Here is an 18887-nt window from a genome sequence, read left to right as displayed (position 1 = left end):
CCCAAACGATCAAACGGTGGCAGGGGCGGGCAGTGAAGGCGGCGGTGCAAAATCAAACGGCGCCAACGCAAACCCGTTCTCATCCACCTGCAACGCCCAGCCCTGACGATCCCAATCCCCCAGCACAATCCGCTTCGCGGCCTGATCGCCGATCTGCAACTTGTGGATGGCCGGTCGGTGGGTATGCCCGTGAATCAGGGTTTTCACCCCGTATTCCTGCATGATCCGCGGAATTTCCTCCGGCGTGACATCGACGATGTCATTGGCCTTCATCCGCGTCTGCGCCCGGCTTTCACTGCGTAGCTTGCGCGCCAGTTTGTGGCGGGTGCGCAAGGGCAGGTTGCGCAGGATGAACAGGCTCAGCGGATTGCGCAGGTAACGGCGCAGCTTCATATAGGCTTCGTCGCGGGTGCACAGGCTGTCGCCGTGCATCAACAAGACTGGCTCGCCGTAGAACTGCACCACACTCGGGTCCTTCAACAGCGTACAGCCGGCCTCTTTGCAGAAGGCCTTGCCGAGCATGAAGTCGCGATTGCCGTGCATCAGAAATATGGCCGTGCCGCTGTCGTTGAGTTCGCGCAGGGCCTGGCAGATGGAACGCTGGAAGGGGGTCATGGCATCGTCGCCAATCCACGCCTCGAAAAAGTCGCCCAGAATGTACAGCGCACTCGCCGAGCGGGCGCGTCCGGCGAGCAAATCCAGAAACGCCCGGGTAATGTCCGGGCGCTCCTCTTCCAGATGCAAGTCTGAAATCAGCAATATCACGCTTCGATGATCTCGGCTTTCTCGATGATCACGTCGTCGCTTGGTACGTCCTGGTGGCCAGCTTTGGAACCGGTCGAGACTTTCTTGATGCTGTCGACAACATCAGTACCGGCGGTCACTTTACCGAATACCGCGTAGCCCCAGCCTTGAACGTTCTTGCCGCTGTGGTTCAGGAAGCTGTTGTCGGCCACGTTGATGAAGAACTGCGCGGAAGCCGAATGCGGCTCCATGGTGCGTGCCATGGCGATGGTGTACTTGTCGTTGGAAAGACCGTTGTCGGCTTCGTTCTGGATGCTTGGACGCTTGTCTTTCTTTTCCTTCATGCCTGGCTCGAAACCGCCGCCCTGGATCATGAAGTTACCGATGACACGGTGGAAAACGGTGTTTTCGTAGTGACCGGCTTTGACGTACTCGATGAAGTTGGCCACGGTGATCGGGGCCTTTTCAGCGTTCAGTTCGATGACGATGTCACCGTGGTTGGTGGTCAGTTTGACTTGAGTCATGGTCAGTACTCTTTATAAGGAATTCGTGGTTTTAGAGCCTCAGGCCCCGCAACCGGTTCAGCCTGCTTCGGCCAAGGTGCGCAGTTTAGCGTGACAGGCGCGAATTTCGAGGCTGTTTTTCAAATCCCTGCGATTAAATGCGCTCCTTTATAAGGCCTGCTCTGTCAGCCCCTTGACAGCATCGGCTATGATAGCGGCTTTGTTTTGTCTGGCCCCTCTTTGCGGCCGCGCACATGTAAGTCAAGGATCCTAATGAGCAAGCCCACTGTCGACCCTACCTCGAATGCCAAGTCCGGCCCTGCCGTGCCGGTCAACTTCCTGCGGCCGATCATCCAGGCAGACCTGGACTCGGGCAAGCACACGCAGATCGTCACCCGTTTCCCGCCTGAGCCCAACGGCTACCTGCACATCGGCCACGCCAAGTCGATCTGCGTGAACTTCGGCCTGGCCCAGGAGTTCGGCGGCGTCACGCACCTGCGTTTCGACGACACCAACCCGGCCAAGGAAGACCAGGAATACATCGACGCGATCGAAAGCGACGTCAAATGGCTGGGCTTCGAGTGGTCCGGCGAAGTGCGCTACGCCTCGCAATACTTCGACCAGTTGCACGACTGGGCCGTTGAACTGATCAAGGCCGGCAAGGCCTACGTCGACGACCTGACGCCTGAACAGGCCAAGGAATACCGCGGCAGCCTGACCGAGCCGGGCAAGAACAGCCCGTTCCGCGATCGTTCGGTCGAAGAGAACCTGGACTGGTTCGCCCGCATGCGCGCCGGTGAGTTCCCGGACGGTGCCCGCGTACTGCGCGCCAAGATCGACATGGCCTCGCCGAACATGAACCTGCGCGACCCGATCATGTACCGCATCCGCCACGCCCATCACCATCAGACCGGTGACAAGTGGTGCATCTACCCGAACTACGACTTCACCCACGGTCAGTCGGACGCCATCGAAGGCATCACCCATTCGATCTGCACCCTGGAGTTCGAAAGCCATCGTCCGCTGTACGAGTGGTTCCTCGACGCACTGCCAGTGCCGGCGCACCCGCGTCAGTACGAATTCAGCCGTCTGAACCTGAACTACACCATCACCAGCAAGCGCAAGCTCAAGCAACTGGTCGATGAAAAGCACGTCAACGGCTGGGACGATCCGCGCATGTCCACGCTGTCGGGCTTCCGCCGTCGTGGCTACACGCCAGCGTCGATTCGCAGCTTCTGCGACATGATCGGCACCAACCGTTCCGACGGTGTGGTCGATTTCGGCATGCTCGAGTTCAGCATCCGTCAGGATCTGGACGCGAACGCCCCGCGCGCCATGTGCGTGCTGCGTCCGTTGAAAGTCGTGATCACCAACTACCCGGAAGACCAGGTCGACAACCTCGAACTGCCACGTCATCCGCAGAAAGAAGAACTCGGCGTGCGCAAGCTGCCGTTCGCCCGTGAAATCTACATCGACCGCGATGACTTCATGGAAGAGCCGCCAAAGGGCTACAAGCGCCTGGAGCCGAACGGCGAAGTGCGTCTGCGCGGCAGCTACGTGATCCGTGCCGACGAAGCGATCAAGGACGCCGACGGCAACATCGTCGAGCTGCGTTGCTCGTACGATCCGGACACCCTGGGCAAGAACCCTGAAGGTCGCAAGGTCAAGGGCGTGATCCACTGGGTGCCGGCCGCTGCCAGCATCGAGTGCGAAGTGCGTCTGTACGATCGCCTGTTCCGTTCTCCGAACCCGGAGAAGGCCGAGGACAGCGCGAGTTTCCTGGACAACATCAACCCTGACTCACTGCAAGTGCTGACCGGTTGTCGTGCCGAGCCTTCGCTGGGCAACGCACAGCCGGAAGACCGTTTCCAGTTCGAGCGCGAAGGCTACTTCGTCGCGGATATCAAGGACTCGAAACCAGGTCAGCCGGTATTCAACCGTACCGTGACCCTGCGTGATTCGTGGGGCCAGTGATCAAGTCTTAAGGAACCATCGTGCTTTCGATCTACAACACGCTCACCAAGAGCAAAGAAGTCTTCAAGCCGCTGGATGGCAACAAGGTGCGCATGTACGTCTGCGGGATGACCGTGTACGACTACTGCCACCTGGGCCATGGCCGCAGCATGGTCGCGTTCGACCTGGTGACCCGCTGGTTGCGGTTCAGCGGTTATGACCTGACCTACGTGCGCAACATCACCGACATCGACGACAAGATCATCAACCGGGCCAACGAGAACGGCGAGTCGTTCGAAGCGTTGACCGAGCGCATGATCGCGGCGATGCACGAAGACGAAGCGCGCCTGAACATCAAGAAGCCGGACATGGAGCCGCGCGCCACGGATCACATCCCTGGCATGCACGCGATGATCCAGACCCTGATCGACAAGGGTTACGCCTACGCCCCGGGCAATGGCGACGTGTACTACCGCGTCGGCAAGTTCATGGGCTACGGCAAGCTCTCGCGCAAGAAGATCGAAGACCTGCGCATCGGTGCGCGGATCGAGGTCGACGAAGCGAAGGAAGATCCGCTGGACTTCGTGCTGTGGAAAGGCGTCAAGCCTGGCGAGCCAAGCTGGGAATCGCCGTGGGGCGCCGGGCGTCCGGGCTGGCACATCGAGTGCTCGGTGATGTCGACCTGCTGCCTGGGCGAGACCTTCGACATTCATGGCGGCGGCAGCGACCTCGAGTTCCCGCACCACGAAAACGAAATCGCCCAGAGCGAAGCGGCCACCGGCAAGACCTACGCCAACGCGTGGATGCATTGCGGCATGATCCGTATCAATGGCGAGAAGATGTCCAAGTCCTTGAACAACTTCTTCACCATTCGCGACGTGCTCGACAAGTACCACCCGGAAGTCGTGCGTTACCTGCTGGTGTCGAGCCACTACCGCAGCGCGATCAACTACTCGGAAGACAACCTCAAGGACGCCAAGGGCGCACTGGAGCGTTTCTACCACGCGTTGAAAGGCCTGCCGAACGTTGCTCCGGCTGGCGGCGAAGCGTTCGTCGAGCGTTTCACCACGGTGATGAACGACGACTTCGGCACGCCGGAAGCCTGCGCGGTACTGTTCGAGATGGTGCGTGAGATCAACCGTCTGCGCGAGAGCGATCTCGATGCGGCGGCCGGTCTGGCGGCGCGCCTGAAAGAACTGGCCAGCGTGCTGGGTGTGTTGCAGCTCGAAGCCGATGACTTCCTGCAGGCTGGCGCCGAAGGGCGCGTGGATGCGGCTGAAGTCGACGCGCTGATCGCTGCACGTCTGGCGGCACGTGCTGGTAAAGACTGGGCCGAATCCGACCGCATCCGCGACCAGCTCACCGCCATGGGCGTGGTGCTGGAAGACGGCAAGGGCGGCACGACCTGGCGTCTGGCTGACTGATTGTTGTGATTGCTACAAACAAAACCCGCCTTGTGCGGGTTTTTGTTTTTCTGCTGTTCAGGCGGTGGTTGCTTTTGCTCTGCGCGTAGGTCTTGATGTCTGACGCGGCCAACATGGGCTGCAGCCCTTGCAGCGGGATGCTGGTCGGCGACGTTTATGGAATGGAGACATCATGGCAAACCACTATCGCGAACTCCTGACAACCCCCGGTGCAACGGGGTTGGTGCTCGCGAGCTCTATTGCGCGATTGCCACAGGCGATGATCGGCATTGGCATCATTACCATGCTGGTGGAGCAAACCGGTGTCTACTGGCTGGCCGGTGCAGTCGCCGGTACGTTTACCCTCGCCAACGCACTGATCGGCCCGTACATCTCGAAACTCGTCGATCAGCGTGGCCAAAGCCGTGTGCTGCCTGTCGTGACGACGTTCAGCATCGGCATGTTGCTGGCGCTGATCTTCGCCGTCCATATGAGGGCGCCGGCGGCATTGTTTTTTATTCTGGCTGCATTGGCGGGCACCATGCCGAGCATGCCGTCGATGATCAGGGCACGCTGGACGCAATTGTTCCGGGGCAAGCCGCAGCTGCACACGGCGTTCTCTCTGGATACGGTGCTGACCGAACTCGCTTACATCGTCGGCCCACCCTTGGCGATCGGTTTGAGCGTGAGCTTCTTTGCCGAAGCCGGGCCGCTTGTCGCGGTCGGGCTGCTGGCCGTCGGGGTGACGGCGTTTCTCCTGCAGCGTCAGACCGAACCCAAGGTTGTTGTGGGCCATACGCGGCATACGGGCTCAACCCTGCTGATTCCCGGCGTTCCCACCATCGTGCTGGCGCTGTTGGCGATGGGCGCAATCGGAGGCTCGATCGATGTCGCCGTTGTCGCCTTCGCCAATGCGCAAGGCTGGCCTGCCTCTGCGACCTTCATCCTCGCCGCCTATGCGTTCGGTTCACTGGTGGCGGGCCTGACGTTCGGTGCCTTGAGGGTTTCCCTGCCGATAGAAAAGCAGTTCTTTATCGGGATATTGGTCACGGCCATCACAGGCGTATTGCCGCTGTTCTCACCTGACGTTTATGTCCTCTCGGCGATGCTGTTTATCGCCGGCATATCGTTTGCGCCAACGATGGTCGTGGTCATGAAGCTGGGGACGATCATCATCCCGCCGTCGAGGATCACCGAAGGGCTGACATGGATGACCACTGGCATCAGCATCGGCGTCGCCCTGGGTGGCTTGCTCTCGGGTCTGATCATTGATGCCTATGGCGCTCGGGCCGGTTTCGGCGTCGCCATTTTCGCCGGGCTGGCGATGCTGATAGTGGTGCTGGTCGGGTTGCGTACACTGGGTGCCGTATCCGCCACGAGTGCTGAACCGACCTGCCGGTAACGTGCGTTGAACGACAGCACAAAAAACAAAACCCGCACCAGGCGGGTTTTGTTTTTTGCGGCGGGCCTTAGCTCAAGAGCCCGGTGCTGACGGCGACGATCAGGAAAATCCCGAGCACTGCGCGGTAAATCACGAAAGGCCAGGTGGAGAATTTCTCCAGAAAGCGCATCAGGCCCCAGATCGCGAAGAACGCCGAGATACTGGCCACCACCAGACCGAAAATCAGATGCGCCCAGGCTTGCGCCGGCAGTTGCGCATGGAACAGCACCCACAACTCCTTCAACCCCGCCAGCGCGATGGCCGGCAGCCCGAGCAGGAAGGAGAAGCGTGCTGCTTCTTCACGTTTGAAATTGAGGAACAACGCTGCCGTCAGCGTTGAGCCTGAGCGCGAAACGCCCGGAATCAGCGCTCCGATTTGAGCGATACCCACGATCAGCGCGTCGCGCAAACGCATTTCGCCAACGGTGCGGCGATGGCGACACGTGAGCTCGGCGATGGCCAGCAACACCGCCATCACCACGCAGGAAATCCCGATCACCATCAAACCGCGCAACGGCGAGTTGCAGGCGTTGAGCGTCGAGGACAAGGCCAGGCCTGCAATACCGATGGGAATGGTCGCCAGTACGATGGCCACCGCCAGGATGAACCACTGATTGTTGAAATCGCGCTGTCGCACAGCCTCGACACTGCCGCTGACAACTTGCCTCACGTCTCGCCAGAAGTAACTGATGACCGCCGCCAGTGCAGCCATCTGCATGGCGGCAGAAAACGCCGAGCCGGGATCCGGCCAGCCAAGCAGGGCCGGGACGATGCGCATGTGGGCGGTGGAGGAAACGGGCAATAACTCGGTGATGCCTTGAATGATGCCGAGGATGCCGATTTGCAGGTAATCGAGAGAGGCAAAGCCGGTATCAAGGCCGGTGGTGCAGATGTTGGTCAAAGAGCGTGTCCTGTGAGGGGCAGGAGGAGGGAGGTGTCTGGATCAAAGGTATGCAGCGAAATACTGAAACATTTCGTCACAGTCTGGTCGGTGTGGTCAATGGGTGGGCTGGATGGTTTTTAATGGCCGCACTGGCGTCATTGCGGGCAGGCTCGCTCCCACAGGGGATTCGTGTCGTGGACGAAACCGCAGATGACGAAAATTTAATGTGGGAGCGACGATTTGACGTGCCTTCGGCCCACGATCACTCAGCCTGGCGCAAGCGCTTGTAGAGCGTATTGCGACTGACCCCCAATCGCCGCGCCAGATGGGAAATATTGCCCCCGGCCGCCTGCAACTCCCGACTCAACGCCTCACTGTCATTCAGATCGATCCCCAAGGGCTCTGGCGTATCCAGCGGCTCCATCTCCAGATCGACAAAAAAATCATCCGGCAGATGCTCAGGTCTTACCGGTTGCTCTTCGGCCATGGCCAGCGCGACTTGCATCACGCTGCTGACCTGACGCAGATTGCCCGGCCATGGGTGACGGTCGAACAATTCCAATACTTCGCGGCTCAGTCCCGCCCATTGCGTTGGTTCTCGATGTTGCTCCCACAACCGCTTGAACAGCGCCTGCTTGTCGCTGCGTTCTCTGAGCGGTGGCAGTTCCAGGGTCAAACCGCCGATGCGGTAATACAAATCCTCACGAAACCGCCCCAACTGCACCTGCTCGCGCAACGAGCGGTTGGTCGCTGAGATGATCCGAATGTCCACCGGGAACAACTCGCTGCTGCCCACCGGCTGCACGCAACGCTCCTGCAACACCCGCAGCAGCCGGGCTTGGGTCGGTAGGGGCATGTCGCCGATTTCATCGAGGAACAGGGTGCCTTTGTCGGCCTTGCGGATCAGCCCGATGCTGCCTTTCTGGTTGGCCCCGGTGAATGCGCCTTTCTCATAACCAAACAGCTCGGACTCCACCAGTTCGGCGGGGATCGCCGCGCAGTTCACGGCGATGAATGCCTGTTTGCTGCGAGAGCTGGCCTGGTGCAGGGCTTTGACGAACACTTCCTTGCCGACCCCGGTTTCACCGTGAATCAACAGCGGAATATCTTTCTCCAGCAGGCGTTCGGCCTGACGCACGGCTTTTTCCACGCGGCTGTCGCCGAAGTGCAGGGTACTCAGGCTGATGGCCGTGGGGGCGGCGACTGTCGGTTCGGTGGCTTTGGCTTCAGCGAACACCCGCGCCTGAATCGGTGCCTGTTTAGGCCGTTTCAACAGGCACTGGAACCGGTTGCGGCCCGACGTCTGCAAGGAAAACGGCAAGCCGTCAGGCTGATTGAGCAACTCCAGCAACGACACCTTGAACAGGCTCTCGACACTCACCCGCGACAAGCGCACACCCAACAGATTGTCGGCCCGGCGGTTGGCCGAAAGCACTTGGCCGCTCTCATCGAAAATCAGCAGCCCCGCCCATTGACTGTCGAGGTTGTTCAACCCGGTGTTGAAGGTCAGTTGGAAGTGCTGGCCATGGAACAGGTTGAGGATCAGCCGGTTCTCCACGGTCTGGCTCATCATCTTGACCATGCCGAGGGTGTGGGAGGGTGGCAGATAGCTGTCGCTGGACACATCGAGCACGGCGATGACCTTGCGCTCGGCGTTGAAAATCGGTGCGGCGGAGCCGGTCATGAAACGGTTGGCCTTGAGGAAGTGCTCGTCGTGCTCGATGTGCACCGCCTGCTCGCAGGCCAGCGCCGTGCCGATCGCATTGGTGCCGCTTGAGCGTTCCATCCAGCTCGCGCCGGCCTGAAACCCCCGCGCCAGGTTCGGCTCGATAAAGCGTTGGGTGCCCCAGGACGTCAGGACCTGGCCCTGATTGTCGGCCAGCATGATCAGGCAGTTGGAATTGCTCAGGATGTTCTCGTAGTACGGCAGCACTTCCTGGTGGGTGGTCTGCACCAGCGAATGGTGACTGTCGAGCAACCGGGCGATGCCGGCGGAGGGCAACTGATCGAACGCCGGGACACTTTGATGCTTGAGACCGAAGGCGCGGCAACGGGACCAGGAGTCCTGAACGATGGCCTCGTGGGAAAGCGGCGGGACAGGTGCGGCCATGACAGTCAGCCTCTGAAAGCAGCGTTTTTATTATTGTTATGAGGCCCCTCGGGGCCCGAAAAGCATCGATAGAGTGTTGTTCACTATTGTTCATTGTCAATCGTTGAACTGTTCAAATGTGTTCAGCAATGAAGGTGGTTTACCCGCGTTTTCGGCGATTTTCGCGGCGAATCAACGGCTTGGGATTTCTGGCACGAATGTCGCTCTACTGCACACGTCGCTTGACTCCAATAATAAAAAGGCCGAGCCATGTCACTCACCCTGGAGCACGTCAGCCGCACCGTCGAGGGCCAGACCTGGATCGACGATGCGAGCCTGAAATTCGAACCTGGATCCTTCAACGTCCTGCTCGGGCGCACGCTGTCCGGCAAGACCAGCCTCATGCGCCTGATGGCCGGTCTGGACAAGCCCGACAGCGGTCGCATCCTGATGAACGGCGTCGACGTCACCCAGCGCCCGGTGCGTCTGCGCAACGTGTCGATGGTCTATCAGCAGTTCATCAACTACCCGACCATGACGGTGTTCGAGAACATTGCCTCGCCGCTGCGCCAGGCCGGGATCTCCAATGAGCAGATCCAGAGCAAGGTGCAGGAAACCGCGAAGATGCTGCGCATCGAGAAGTTCCTGAAGCGCTATCCGCTGGAACTCTCCGGTGGCCAGCAACAGCGCACGGCCATGGCCCGGGCGCTGGTCAAGGATGCCGAGTTGATCCTGTTCGATGAACCGCTGGTCAACCTCGACTACAAACTGCGCGAAGAACTGCGCCAGGAAATGCGCGAGCTGTTCAAGGCGCGCCACACCATCGCCATCTACGCCACCACCGAGCCCAACGAAGCGCTGGCGCTGGGCGGCACCACCACCATTCTTCACGAAGGCCGGGTGATCCAGAGCGGCCCGTCGACCGAGGTCTATCACCAGCCACAAACGGTGCTCGCGGCTGAATTGTTCTCCGAGCCGCCGATCAACCTGATGCCGGGGCGCATCGCCGGCAACGAAGTGAGTTTCGCCAACTTCGTACACTTTCCGTTGAACGTAGACCTGCGCCCGGTGGGCGAGGGCGAGTTCCGTTTCGGCGTGCGCCCGAGTCATATCTCGCTGGTGCCGAGCAACGACGACGACCTGGAACTGGCGGTGACCGTCGAGGTGGCGGAGATCAGCGGTTCGGAAACCTTCCTGCACGTGCGCAACGAGCATTTCCTGCTGGTGCTGCATTTGCCGGGCGTTCACGAATACGACGTCGATGCGCCGATCCGCATCTATATCCCGACCCATAAACTGTTTGTGTTCGATGCGCAGGGCCGTCTGGTGCAGGCACCGGGCCGGCGCGTCGCGAGGGTTGCCTGATGGCCGAAATCCGTTTGCAACACCTCGCCCACAGTTACACCAGTACTCCCGCCGGGCCCGAGGACTATGCGATCCGCGAGATGGACCACATCTGGGAGCAGGGCGGTGCCTATGCCTTGCTCGGGCCGTCGGGTTGCGGCAAGTCGACGTTGCTCAACATCATTTCCGGCCTGCTCAGCCCGTCTCAGGGCCATGTGCTGTTCGACGGCAAAGCGGTCAACGACCTGACGCCGGAGAAACGCAACATCGCCCAGGTTTTCCAGTTTCCGGTGGTCTACGACACCATGACGGTGTTCGACAACCTGGCCTTCCCGCTGCGCAATCAGGGCATGGCCGAGGCGAAAGTCCACAGCAAGGTGCAGGAAATCGCCGAAGTCCTCGACCTGCAAAACCTGTTGAGCAAAAAGGCACGCAACCTGACCGCTGACGAAAAACAGAAAGTCTCCATGGGCCGTGGTCTGGTGCGCGACGACGTCTCGGCGATCCTCTTCGACGAGCCGCTGACAGTGATCGACCCGCACCTGAAATGGAAACTGCGGCGCAAGCTCAAGCAGATCCACGAGCAATTCAACATCACCATGGTCTACGTCACCCACGACCAACTGGAGGCCTCGACCTTCGCCGACAAGATCGCGGTGATGTACGGCGGCCAGATTGTCCAGTTCGGCACACCCCGGGAATTGTTCGAGCGGCCGAGCCACACCTTTGTCGGCTACTTCATCGGCAGCCCCGGGATGAACCTGATCGAAGTGCAGCCGCAACCGGGCGGGGTCGGTTTCAATTCGACCCATCTGCCGCTGTCCGACGCGCTGCAACGGCATATCGAACATGGCCAGTGGAAAAACCTGAAGGTCGGCATCCGCCCCGAGTTCATTCATGTGTGGGACGAACCGTTTGATGACGCGATGCAGGCGCGGGTCGTACACGTCGAAGACCTCGGTACCTACAAGATCATGACCCTGGATCTGGACGGTGCACCGCTGAAAGTGCGCCTGGCCGAAGACAAACCGGTGCCGCAGGGCACGGCGTACATCAGTTTCCCGGCGCAGTGGCTGATGGTCTATGCCGATGAGTTCCTGCTCGAAGCCAGCGAAGAGGTGCAGCCATGAACAAGGTGCAGAACAACAAGGCCTGGTGGCTGGTGTTACCGGTGTTCCTGCTGGTGGCATTCAGTGCGGTGATCCCGATGATGACCGTGGTCAATTACTCGGTGCAGGACATTTTCGACCAGTCCAGCCGCTACTTCGTCGGCGCTGACTGGTACAAGCAAGTGCTGCTCGATCCGCGTCTGCACGACTCGTTGCTGCGCCAGTTCATCTATTCGGCGTGCGTGCTGCTGATCGAAATCCCCCTCGGGATCGCCATCGCCCTGACGATGCCGACCAAGGGTCGCTGGTCGTCGGTGGTGCTGATCGTGCTGGCGATTCCGTTGCTGATTCCATGGAACGTGGTCGGCACCATCTGGCAGATCTTCGGTCGTGCGGACATCGGCCTGTTGGGTTCGAGCCTCAACGCCATGGGTATCAGCTACAACTACGCGGCCAACACCATGGACGCCTGGGTCACGGTGTTGGTGATGGACGTGTGGCACTGGACCTCGCTGGTGGCGCTGCTGTGTTTCTCCGGGCTGCGGGCGATTCCCGATGTGTATTACCAGGCGGCGCGGATCGACCGGGCTTCGGTCTGGGCGGTGTTCCGGCACATCCAGTTGCCCAAGCTGAAAAGCGTGCTGCTGATCGCAGTGATGCTGCGCTTCATGGACAGTTTCATGATCTACACCGAGCCGTTCGTGCTCACCGGCGGCGGGCCGGGCAATGCCACGACCTTCTTGAGTCAGACGTTGACCCAGATGGCCGTGGGCCAATTCGACCTGGGGCCAGCGGCAGCCTTTTCGCTGGTGTACTTCCTGATCATCCTGCTGGTGTCCTGGCTGTTCTATACCGCCATGACCCATAGCGACGCCAACCGCTGAGGCCCGGCCATGAGCAAGAGAAAAGTGATCCCGTTGCTGCTCTACATCCTGTTCCTGCTGGTGCCGATCTACTGGCTGCTGAACATGTCGTTCAAGAGCAACACCGAAATCCTCGGCGGCCTGACGCTGTTTCCCCAGGATTTCACCTTCCACAACTACAAGGTGATCTTCACCGATCCGAGCTGGTACACCGGTTATCTCAACTCGCTGTACTACGTGAGCCTGAACACGGTGATTTCCCTGAGTGTGGCGTTGCCGGCGGCTTATGCGTTTTCCCGGTATCGCTTTCTCGGCGACAAGCACCTGTTCTTCTGGCTGCTGACCAACCGCATGGCGCCGCCGGCGGTGTTTCTGCTGCCGTTCTTCCAGCTGTACTCGTCGATTGGTCTGTTCGACACCCACATCGCGGTGGCACTGGCGCACTGCCTGTTCAACGTGCCGTTGGCGGTGTGGATTCTCGAAGGGTTCATGTCCGGCGTGCCCAAGGAAATCGATGAAACCGCCTACATCGACGGCTATAGCTTTCCCAAGTTCTTCGTGAAGATCTTCATCCCGCTGATTGGCTCCGGGATCGGTGTGACAGCGTTTTTCTGCTTCATGTTTTCCTGGGTCGAACTGCTGCTGGCGCGCACGCTGACCTCGGTGAACGCCAAGCCGATCGCGGCGGTCATGACGCGCACGGTGTCGGCGTCCGGCATCGACTGGGGCGTGCTGGCGGCGGCGGGGGTGTTGACCATCCTGCCGGGCATGCTGGTGATCTGGTTTGTTCGCAACCACGTGGCCAAGGGCTTTGCCCTGGGCCGGGTCTGAGGAGCTGATGATGGAATGGATGAGCTGGACCGTCCCGACGGCGGCATTTTTCATCGTGATTGGCTTGATCCTGGTGGGCATGACCACCTGGGAACTGCGCTCGCCGAGCATCCTGCGGCGAGGGTTTCTGCCGATTGCCACCACCCGTGGCGATCGCTTGTTCATCGGTCTTCTCGGCAGCGCCTACCTGCACCTGCTGGTAATCGGCGTGACCGACTGGAGCATCTGGGTAGCGTCCGCGTTGTCCCTGGTGTGGCTGTTGGCTGTGATGCGTTGGGGCTAGTCGAATCGCTCGGCAATCGTGCTCCAGAACTTAAACAGGAGGTCTCTATGTTCGACAAAAACAATAAGCTGCGACATAGCATTTCATTGGCAGCCATGCTGGCACTCAGCGGTTTGAGCGCAACCGCCTGGGCCGATGCGTACGAAGACGCGGCAAAAAAATGGATCGGCAGCGAGTTCAAGCCGTCGACCCTGACGGCCGATCAGCAGCTCGAAGAACTGAAGTGGTTCATCAAGGCCGCCGAGCCGTTTCGCGGGATGGAAATCAAGGTCGTTTCCGAAACCCTGACCACCCACGAATATGAATCGAAGGTGCTGGCCAAGGCCTTCACCGAAATCACCGGGATCAAGCTGACCCACGACTTGCTGCAAGAAGGCGACGTCGTGGAGAAAATGCAGACCGTGATGCAGTCGGACAAGAACATCTACGACGGCTGGGTCAACGACTCGGACCTGATCGGTACGCACTTTCGCTACGGCAAGACCGAGTCGATCACCGACTTGATGGCCAACGAAGGCAAGAACTTCACCTCGCCGACCCTCGACATCAAGGACTTCATCGGCATTTCCTTCACCACCGCACCTGACGGCAAGATCTATCAATTGCCCGATCAGCAGTTTGCCAACCTCTACTGGTTCCGCGCCGACTGGTTTGAACGCGCCGACCTGAAGGCGAAGTTCAAGGAAAAGTACGGTTATGACCTGGGCGTGCCGGTGAACTGGTCCGCCTATGAAGATATCGCCAGATTCTTCAGCGAAGACGTCAAGGAAATCGACGGCAAACGCATCTACGGGCACATGGACTACGGCAAGAAAGACCCGTCGCTGGGCTGGCGTTTCACCGATGCCTGGTTCTCCATGGCCGGTGGCGGCGACAAGGGCCTGCCCAACGGCTTGCCGGTGGACGAGTGGGGCATCCGCGTCGAGGATTGCCACCCGGTGGGCTCCAGCGTGACCCGCGGCGGCGACACCAACGGCCCGGCCGCGGTGTTCGCCACGACCAAGTATGTGGACTGGCTCAAGGCTTACGCGCCACCGGAAGCGGCGGGCATGACCTTCTCCGAGTCCGGCCCCGTACCGTCCCAGGGCAACATCGCCCAGCAGATCTTCTGGTACACCGCGTTCACTGCCGACATGACCAAACCGGGCCTGCCGGTGGTCAACGCCGATGGCACACCGAAATGGCGGATGGCGCCGTCGCCGCGCGGACCGTACTGGGAGGAGGGCATGAAGCTGGGTTATCAGGACGTGGGTTCCTGGACCTTCATGAAGTCCACGCCTGAGAAGCAGAAACTCGCAGCCTGGCTGTACGCGCAGTTCGTGACCTCGAAAACCGTGTCGCTGAAGAAAACTATCGTCGGCCTGACGCCAATCCGCGAGTCGGACATCAACTCGCAAGCCATGACCGACCTGGCACCGAAACTCGGTGGTCTGGTCGAGTTCTACCGCAGCCCGGCCCGAGTGCAATGGACGCCGACCGGCACCAACGTGCCGGACTATCCACGTCTGGCACAACTGTGGTGGAGCCACATCGCCGAAGCTGCCAGCGGCGACAAGACCCCGCAACAGGCGCTCGACGGTCTGGCCAAGGATCAGGACGCGATCATGACCCGTCTGGAACGCTCCAAGGCCCAGGCCACCTGCGCCCCGAAAATGAACCCCGAGCGCGACGCGCAATACTGGTTCGATCAGCCTGGCGCACCTAAACCAAAACTGGCCAACGAGAAACCGAAAGGCGAAACCGTGAGCTACAACGAACTGCTCAAATCGTGGGAGGCGGCACGCAAGTAAGCGTTTTGGGGGAACAGAACGGCACCTTCGGGTGCCGTTTTTTTCAGCCCTCGATTTCACGTTTCACCGCCCGGCGTACGGCTTTGAGGATGGCGCCTTCAAAGGCGTTGTGCCCAGCGTGCAGCAAACGACAGTGAAGGTTCATGCGTTGCCTGAGCCAGCGCACGCTGGCCATGCCGAAGGTATCGCGGATGCCCTGGATCAGCAGGGTGTTGTCGTCGAGGATCAGATCCTGGTCCCCTGGCTGGAAGAAATAGCCTTGCAGGTGGTAATGCAACTCCAGACGGATCGCGAGTACTGCTTCCTGATCGACGAAACGCTCCAGCGTGCCGGGGCAGACCGTCTGCCCCGTGCGGCGCAAAACCCCATTCAACCATTCAATGGCGGCGACACGCTGTTGCAATGGGCAACCTTCAACGAGTATCCGGTAGATGTCCCTGGCGCGATGGCCTGACGTCGCTTGAGGCGATTGTGCCAACCCGTCATTGAGTGCCTGATCGTATGACCGGACATTGGCTGCGAATGGGACGAACACCGACACCAGTGTGGTTTTCAGCAGGTGCTGCGGATAGCGCTGCTGGTACTGGATCGCCAGCCAGCTGCCCCACGAAACACCCAGCACACTGATTTTTTCGAAGCCGAAGTGCTGGCGCAGGGCGTCGATGTCTTCGACGCACAGACCGGTGTTGTTGTCGCGCCGTTCGCCGTAGGGCGTCGAGCGCCCGCAACCGCGCTGGTCAAACAGGATGATGTCGAAATGGCGCAGGTCGAAGAAGTCCAGATGATGACGACTGCAGCGCCCACCGGGGCCGCCATGCAGGAAAAACACCGGTTCGCCTCCCGCAATGCCATGGCGTTCCCAGTAGAGTTGATGGCCATCACCGGTCGGGTAATAGCCTCTGCCTTGCAGGGAAAAGGTCATGTTGAGTTGGCCGTCAGGCGATATCGGGTTTATGGATCGGGTTTGTGTTCATGCATCCAATGGCGCTCATGGTGTGTGCTTCCTGGTTGTCTGTTGAGTGAACGGTTTCAAGCGAGAGCCGAATCTAGAAGCACAGCGACGATGAGGTCAAAGATGACCAGAGGTTTCCAATCGCGGTTTTTGGGAGCGCCGAAGTACCTACTGACAAATTGTGAGTAGACACGTCACGATCGACGTAAAGGCTTGTTTTAGAGGGGGTGGACGGGGTGGTTGAAGGCGAGCGAAGCGACGATGCATTAGCCCTCAACAACGTTTTGTTTCATGCCTTTGTCAGACGTTTCATCGCTAGGTCGACGCAAATTCGCACTGAAAGGTTTGCGAAGACTTATGGCGGATGTGTGCGGTGATTTTTCCGATGGAGATTGAGAAAACACCGCACAAATCTGTTTGAGGGTTTAATGCTTTTGCGCGAGCACGGGGAACACCAGGCTGAATACCGTCATTGCCCCCGGGCGGCTTTGCACGTGCGCGGTGCCCGAATGCAGGCTCATGATCGAGCGTACGATGGCCAGCCCGAGACCGGTGCTGCCCTGCGAGCGGGTGCGGCTGCTGTCGACACGGTAAAAGCGGTCGAACAGATGCGGCAAGTGCTGCGCTTCGATGCCTGCGCCGGGATTGCTCACACGCAGTGCCACCTGTGTCGGCGCCTGCTCGATGAACAGTGAAACGGTTTTGCCGGCGGGGCAGTGGCGCAGGGCGTTGGACAGCAGGTTCGATATCGCTCGCTGGATCATCAGTCGGTCGCCAGAGACTTGCGCGCTGCCGACCACCTTCAGCTGGATCTGTTTGTCCTGCGCCGACAGGGAAAACAGCTCGGCCACCCTGAGCGCCTCGTCTTCCAGTGCAATCGACTCGAACGACGCGTGCGCCATCGGCTGGCTGGCCTGGGCCAGAAACAACATGTCCGAGACAATCCGTGCAACGCGCTCCAGTTCTTCGGTGCAGGACACCAGGACGTCGGTGTATTCCTCGACCGAGCGTTCCCGCGACAGCGTGACCTGAGCCTTGCCCATCAGGTTGTTGATCGGCGTACGCAGTTCGTGGGCCAGATCATCGGAGAACTGCGACAACTGCTGCACGCCGCTGTCCAGGCGATCGAGCATCACGTTGATGCCTTGCGCCAGTTCGCTGAGCTCCTGAGGCATGTTCACTACTGACAGCCGATGGTCGAGGTCCTGGGTGGTCACCCGGGCCGCCACTTTGCGAAACTCGCGCAGCGGCGCCAGTCCGCGCTGCACCGCGCCCCAGGCGGTCAGGCCGATGAACACCAGCAGCAACGGCAAGGCAATCAGCGTCGAGCGCAGGTAGGCGCTGAGCAAGGCCTGGTCGTGGGCATTGTCCATCGACAACAGCACCGGCACATTGCTGCCGTCCTTCAGGCGAATCAGCTTCGAGGCGGTGAGAAACTTCGCGCCGTCAGCATCGACGCTGTCGGTGTAGGTCAACTGATCGGTCGTCGCCCGCACCGCTTTCAATTCAATCCGTGGGTCCGTCAATCCTGACCCTGACTTGAGCAGCGGCGAGCGCAAATTGCCTCGGTCATAAATCGTCAGCGTCAGGTTGTCATGCCCCATGACCTGATCGAGCAGAATGTGCGGCTTGCCACTGACTTCATTGGTATCGATGTACAGCGAGAGGCTGTGTTCCACTTGCGCCATCTTTTTTTCCAGGCTGTCCCGAGACAACGCATTCAGTTCATGGGTCAGGGCGAAATACGCGAGGATCGCCAGGAACACCACCAGCAGCGCACCGAGAGTACTGACTGTCAGACCCAGCCGCAGCGACAGGCTGACCGGCTTCATTCCCGTGCCTCCAGCACATAGCCGACACCGCGCAGGGTATGGATCAGTTTGCTGTCGAACGGGTCGTCGATCTTCGCTCGCAAGCGGCGGATCGAGACCTCGACCACGTTGGTGTCGCAGTCAAAATTCATGTCCCACACCAGCGAGATGATCTGGGTGCGGGTCAGCACTTCGCCGGACTGGCGCATCAGCAGATGCAGCAGGGCAAATTCCTTGGTGGTCAGGTCGATGCGCTGCTGGCCACGAAACGCCCGGTGACGGCCCGGATCGAGCTCCAGATCGGCGACCTTGAGTACCTGCGGCACCGGGATGTTTTCGCTGCGGCGCATCAGGGTACGCACCCGGGCCAGTAGTTCCGGAAACTCGAACGGCTTGACCAGATAGTCGTCGGCGCCCAGATCCAGCCCCCGGATCTTGTCCGCCAGCCGCCCGCGCGCGGTAAGCATCATCACCCGGGTGGAGTGGGTGCGGCGTAACTGTTCCAGCACGCCCCAGCCGTCGAGTTCCGGCAGGTTCACATCCAGAATGATCAGGTCATAAACCTGTTGTTGTGCCAGGTGCAAACCATCAGCGCCGTTAACAGCGTGGTCAACGATATAGCCACTTTCGGTCAGACCCTGATGCAAGTATTCGGCAGCTTTAAGCTCGTCCTCGACGACAAGGATTCGCATGATTTATCACCACTTTTATTCAATGGATAATTAATTAAGGTGGCCGGGAAAGTTGTTGTTTTTGTAGGGGCTTCCGGACGGTTTCAATAACTGAATGGCGTGCACGGTAAAGGCTGTAGTGGCTACAGAGTCAACGCCTGAGGCCTTTAAGTCGGCCATCCGCGACAGCCTGTCGCAGCAGAAAAGCGAATTTCTC

Annotated in this window: 16 protein-coding genes; 9 read left to right on the top strand and 7 right to left on the bottom strand. The window is 59.9% G+C overall.

Features of this window, described 5'->3' with window-relative positions:
- Positions 1 to 9 precede the first annotated feature (9 nt).
- Both lpxH and AC1RME_RS10015 read right to left on the bottom strand, forming a co-directional pair.
- Positions 10 to 765, bottom strand: coding sequence for a UDP-2,3-diacylglucosamine diphosphatase (lpxH, locus tag AC1RME_RS10020; protein ID WP_096822286.1), 756 nt, complete (start codon positions 763 to 765; stop codon positions 10 to 12).
- Positions 762 to 1268 (bottom strand): peptidylprolyl isomerase, encoded by a 507-nt coding sequence (locus AC1RME_RS10015; protein ID WP_096822285.1) that lies wholly within the window; start codon positions 1266 to 1268, stop codon positions 762 to 764. The genes lpxH and AC1RME_RS10015 overlap by 4 nt, the downstream gene beginning before the upstream one ends.
- 252 nt (positions 1269 to 1520) lie before the next feature.
- Here AC1RME_RS10015 and AC1RME_RS10010 point away from each other — a divergent pair, with 252 nt between their 5' ends.
- The 3 genes from AC1RME_RS10010 (at position 1521) to AC1RME_RS10000 (ending at position 6005) form a co-directional block, all read left to right on the top strand.
- Positions 1521 to 3221 carry a glutamine--tRNA ligase/YqeY domain fusion protein gene (locus tag AC1RME_RS10010; protein WP_096822284.1) on the top strand — a complete coding sequence of 567 codons (1701 nt, stop codon included), beginning with the start codon at positions 1521 to 1523 and terminating at the stop codon, positions 3219 to 3221.
- Positions 3222 to 3241: 20 nt separating this feature from the next.
- Complete coding sequence (cysS, locus tag AC1RME_RS10005; RefSeq protein WP_096822283.1) at positions 3242 to 4624, top strand: cysteine--tRNA ligase; 1383 nt, start codon at positions 3242 to 3244, stop codon at positions 4622 to 4624.
- A gap of 172 nt (positions 4625 to 4796) precedes the next feature.
- Entirely contained in the window at positions 4797 to 6005 is a 1209-nt protein-coding gene (locus AC1RME_RS10000) for an MFS transporter (protein WP_493091062.1), read from the top strand.
- A 67-nt stretch (positions 6006 to 6072) separates the two neighbouring features.
- Here AC1RME_RS10000 and AC1RME_RS09995 read toward each other — a convergent pair whose 3' ends face one another.
- Together AC1RME_RS09995 and AC1RME_RS09990 are read right to left on the bottom strand one after the other, a co-directional pair.
- The gene (locus tag AC1RME_RS09995) at positions 6073 to 6945 is read right to left on the bottom strand and encodes an undecaprenyl-diphosphate phosphatase (protein ID WP_102622489.1); all 873 of its coding nucleotides are present in this window, start codon (positions 6943 to 6945) and stop codon (positions 6073 to 6075) included.
- A gap of 244 nt (positions 6946 to 7189) precedes the next feature.
- The gene (locus AC1RME_RS09990) at positions 7190 to 9037 is read right to left on the bottom strand and encodes a sigma-54-dependent Fis family transcriptional regulator (RefSeq protein ID WP_493091060.1); all 1848 of its coding nucleotides are present in this window, start codon (positions 9035 to 9037) and stop codon (positions 7190 to 7192) included.
- A gap of 249 nt (positions 9038 to 9286) precedes the next feature.
- Between AC1RME_RS09990 and AC1RME_RS09985 the strand changes: the two genes are divergently transcribed.
- The 6 genes from AC1RME_RS09985 to AC1RME_RS09960 are packed head-to-tail and all read left to right on the top strand — an operon-like array spanning position 9287 to position 15236.
- Positions 9287 to 10381, top strand: a complete 1095-nt coding sequence (locus AC1RME_RS09985; RefSeq protein WP_007951489.1) for an ABC transporter ATP-binding protein — start codon at positions 9287 to 9289, stop codon at positions 10379 to 10381.
- A complete protein-coding gene (locus tag AC1RME_RS09980) occupies positions 10381 to 11490 on the top strand; it encodes an ABC transporter ATP-binding protein (protein ID WP_102622487.1) in 1110 nt (369 codons plus the stop codon). Before AC1RME_RS09985 ends, AC1RME_RS09980 begins: the two co-directional genes overlap by 1 nt.
- Entirely contained in the window at positions 11487 to 12353 is an 867-nt protein-coding gene (locus tag AC1RME_RS09975; protein WP_493091058.1) for a carbohydrate ABC transporter permease, read from the top strand. The genes AC1RME_RS09980 and AC1RME_RS09975 overlap by 4 nt, the downstream gene beginning before the upstream one ends.
- A 9-nt stretch (positions 12354 to 12362) precedes the next feature.
- Positions 12363 to 13163, top strand: coding sequence for a carbohydrate ABC transporter permease (locus AC1RME_RS09970; RefSeq protein ID WP_085732164.1), 801 nt, complete (start codon positions 12363 to 12365; stop codon positions 13161 to 13163).
- Positions 13164 to 13173: 10 nt separating this feature from the next.
- On the top strand, positions 13174 to 13446 hold the full coding sequence (locus AC1RME_RS09965) for a DUF2160 domain-containing protein (RefSeq protein WP_039767461.1): 273 nt from the start codon (positions 13174 to 13176) through the stop codon (positions 13444 to 13446).
- Positions 13447 to 13493: 47 nt separating this feature from the next.
- Positions 13494 to 15236 (top strand): ABC transporter substrate-binding protein, encoded by a 1743-nt coding sequence (locus AC1RME_RS09960; RefSeq protein WP_102622486.1) that lies wholly within the window; start codon positions 13494 to 13496, stop codon positions 15234 to 15236.
- A gap of 43 nt (positions 15237 to 15279) precedes the next feature.
- On the opposite strand, the gene AC1RME_RS09955 is transcribed toward AC1RME_RS09960, so the two are convergent.
- The 3 genes from AC1RME_RS09955 to AC1RME_RS09945 all read right to left on the bottom strand — a co-directional run bounded on the left by AC1RME_RS09955 (position 15280) and on the right by AC1RME_RS09945 (position 18691).
- Positions 15280 to 16158, bottom strand: coding sequence for an alpha/beta fold hydrolase (locus AC1RME_RS09955; RefSeq protein ID WP_096822277.1), 879 nt, complete (start codon positions 16156 to 16158; stop codon positions 15280 to 15282).
- Between the two features lie 455 nt (positions 16159 to 16613).
- Positions 16614 to 18020 (bottom strand): heavy metal sensor histidine kinase, encoded by a 1407-nt coding sequence (locus AC1RME_RS09950; RefSeq protein WP_493091055.1) that lies wholly within the window; start codon positions 18018 to 18020, stop codon positions 16614 to 16616.
- Positions 18017 to 18691, bottom strand: coding sequence for a heavy metal response regulator transcription factor (locus AC1RME_RS09945; RefSeq protein WP_096822275.1), 675 nt, complete (start codon positions 18689 to 18691; stop codon positions 18017 to 18019). The genes AC1RME_RS09950 and AC1RME_RS09945 overlap by 4 nt, the downstream gene beginning before the upstream one ends.
- Positions 18692 to 18887: the final 196 nt, after the last annotated feature.

This window comes from Pseudomonas sp. GW822-FHT03F08 (assembly GCF_058801265.1).
Note: the sequence above shows the minus strand (reverse complement) of the source record. Positions and strands in the feature narration are given on the sequence as shown.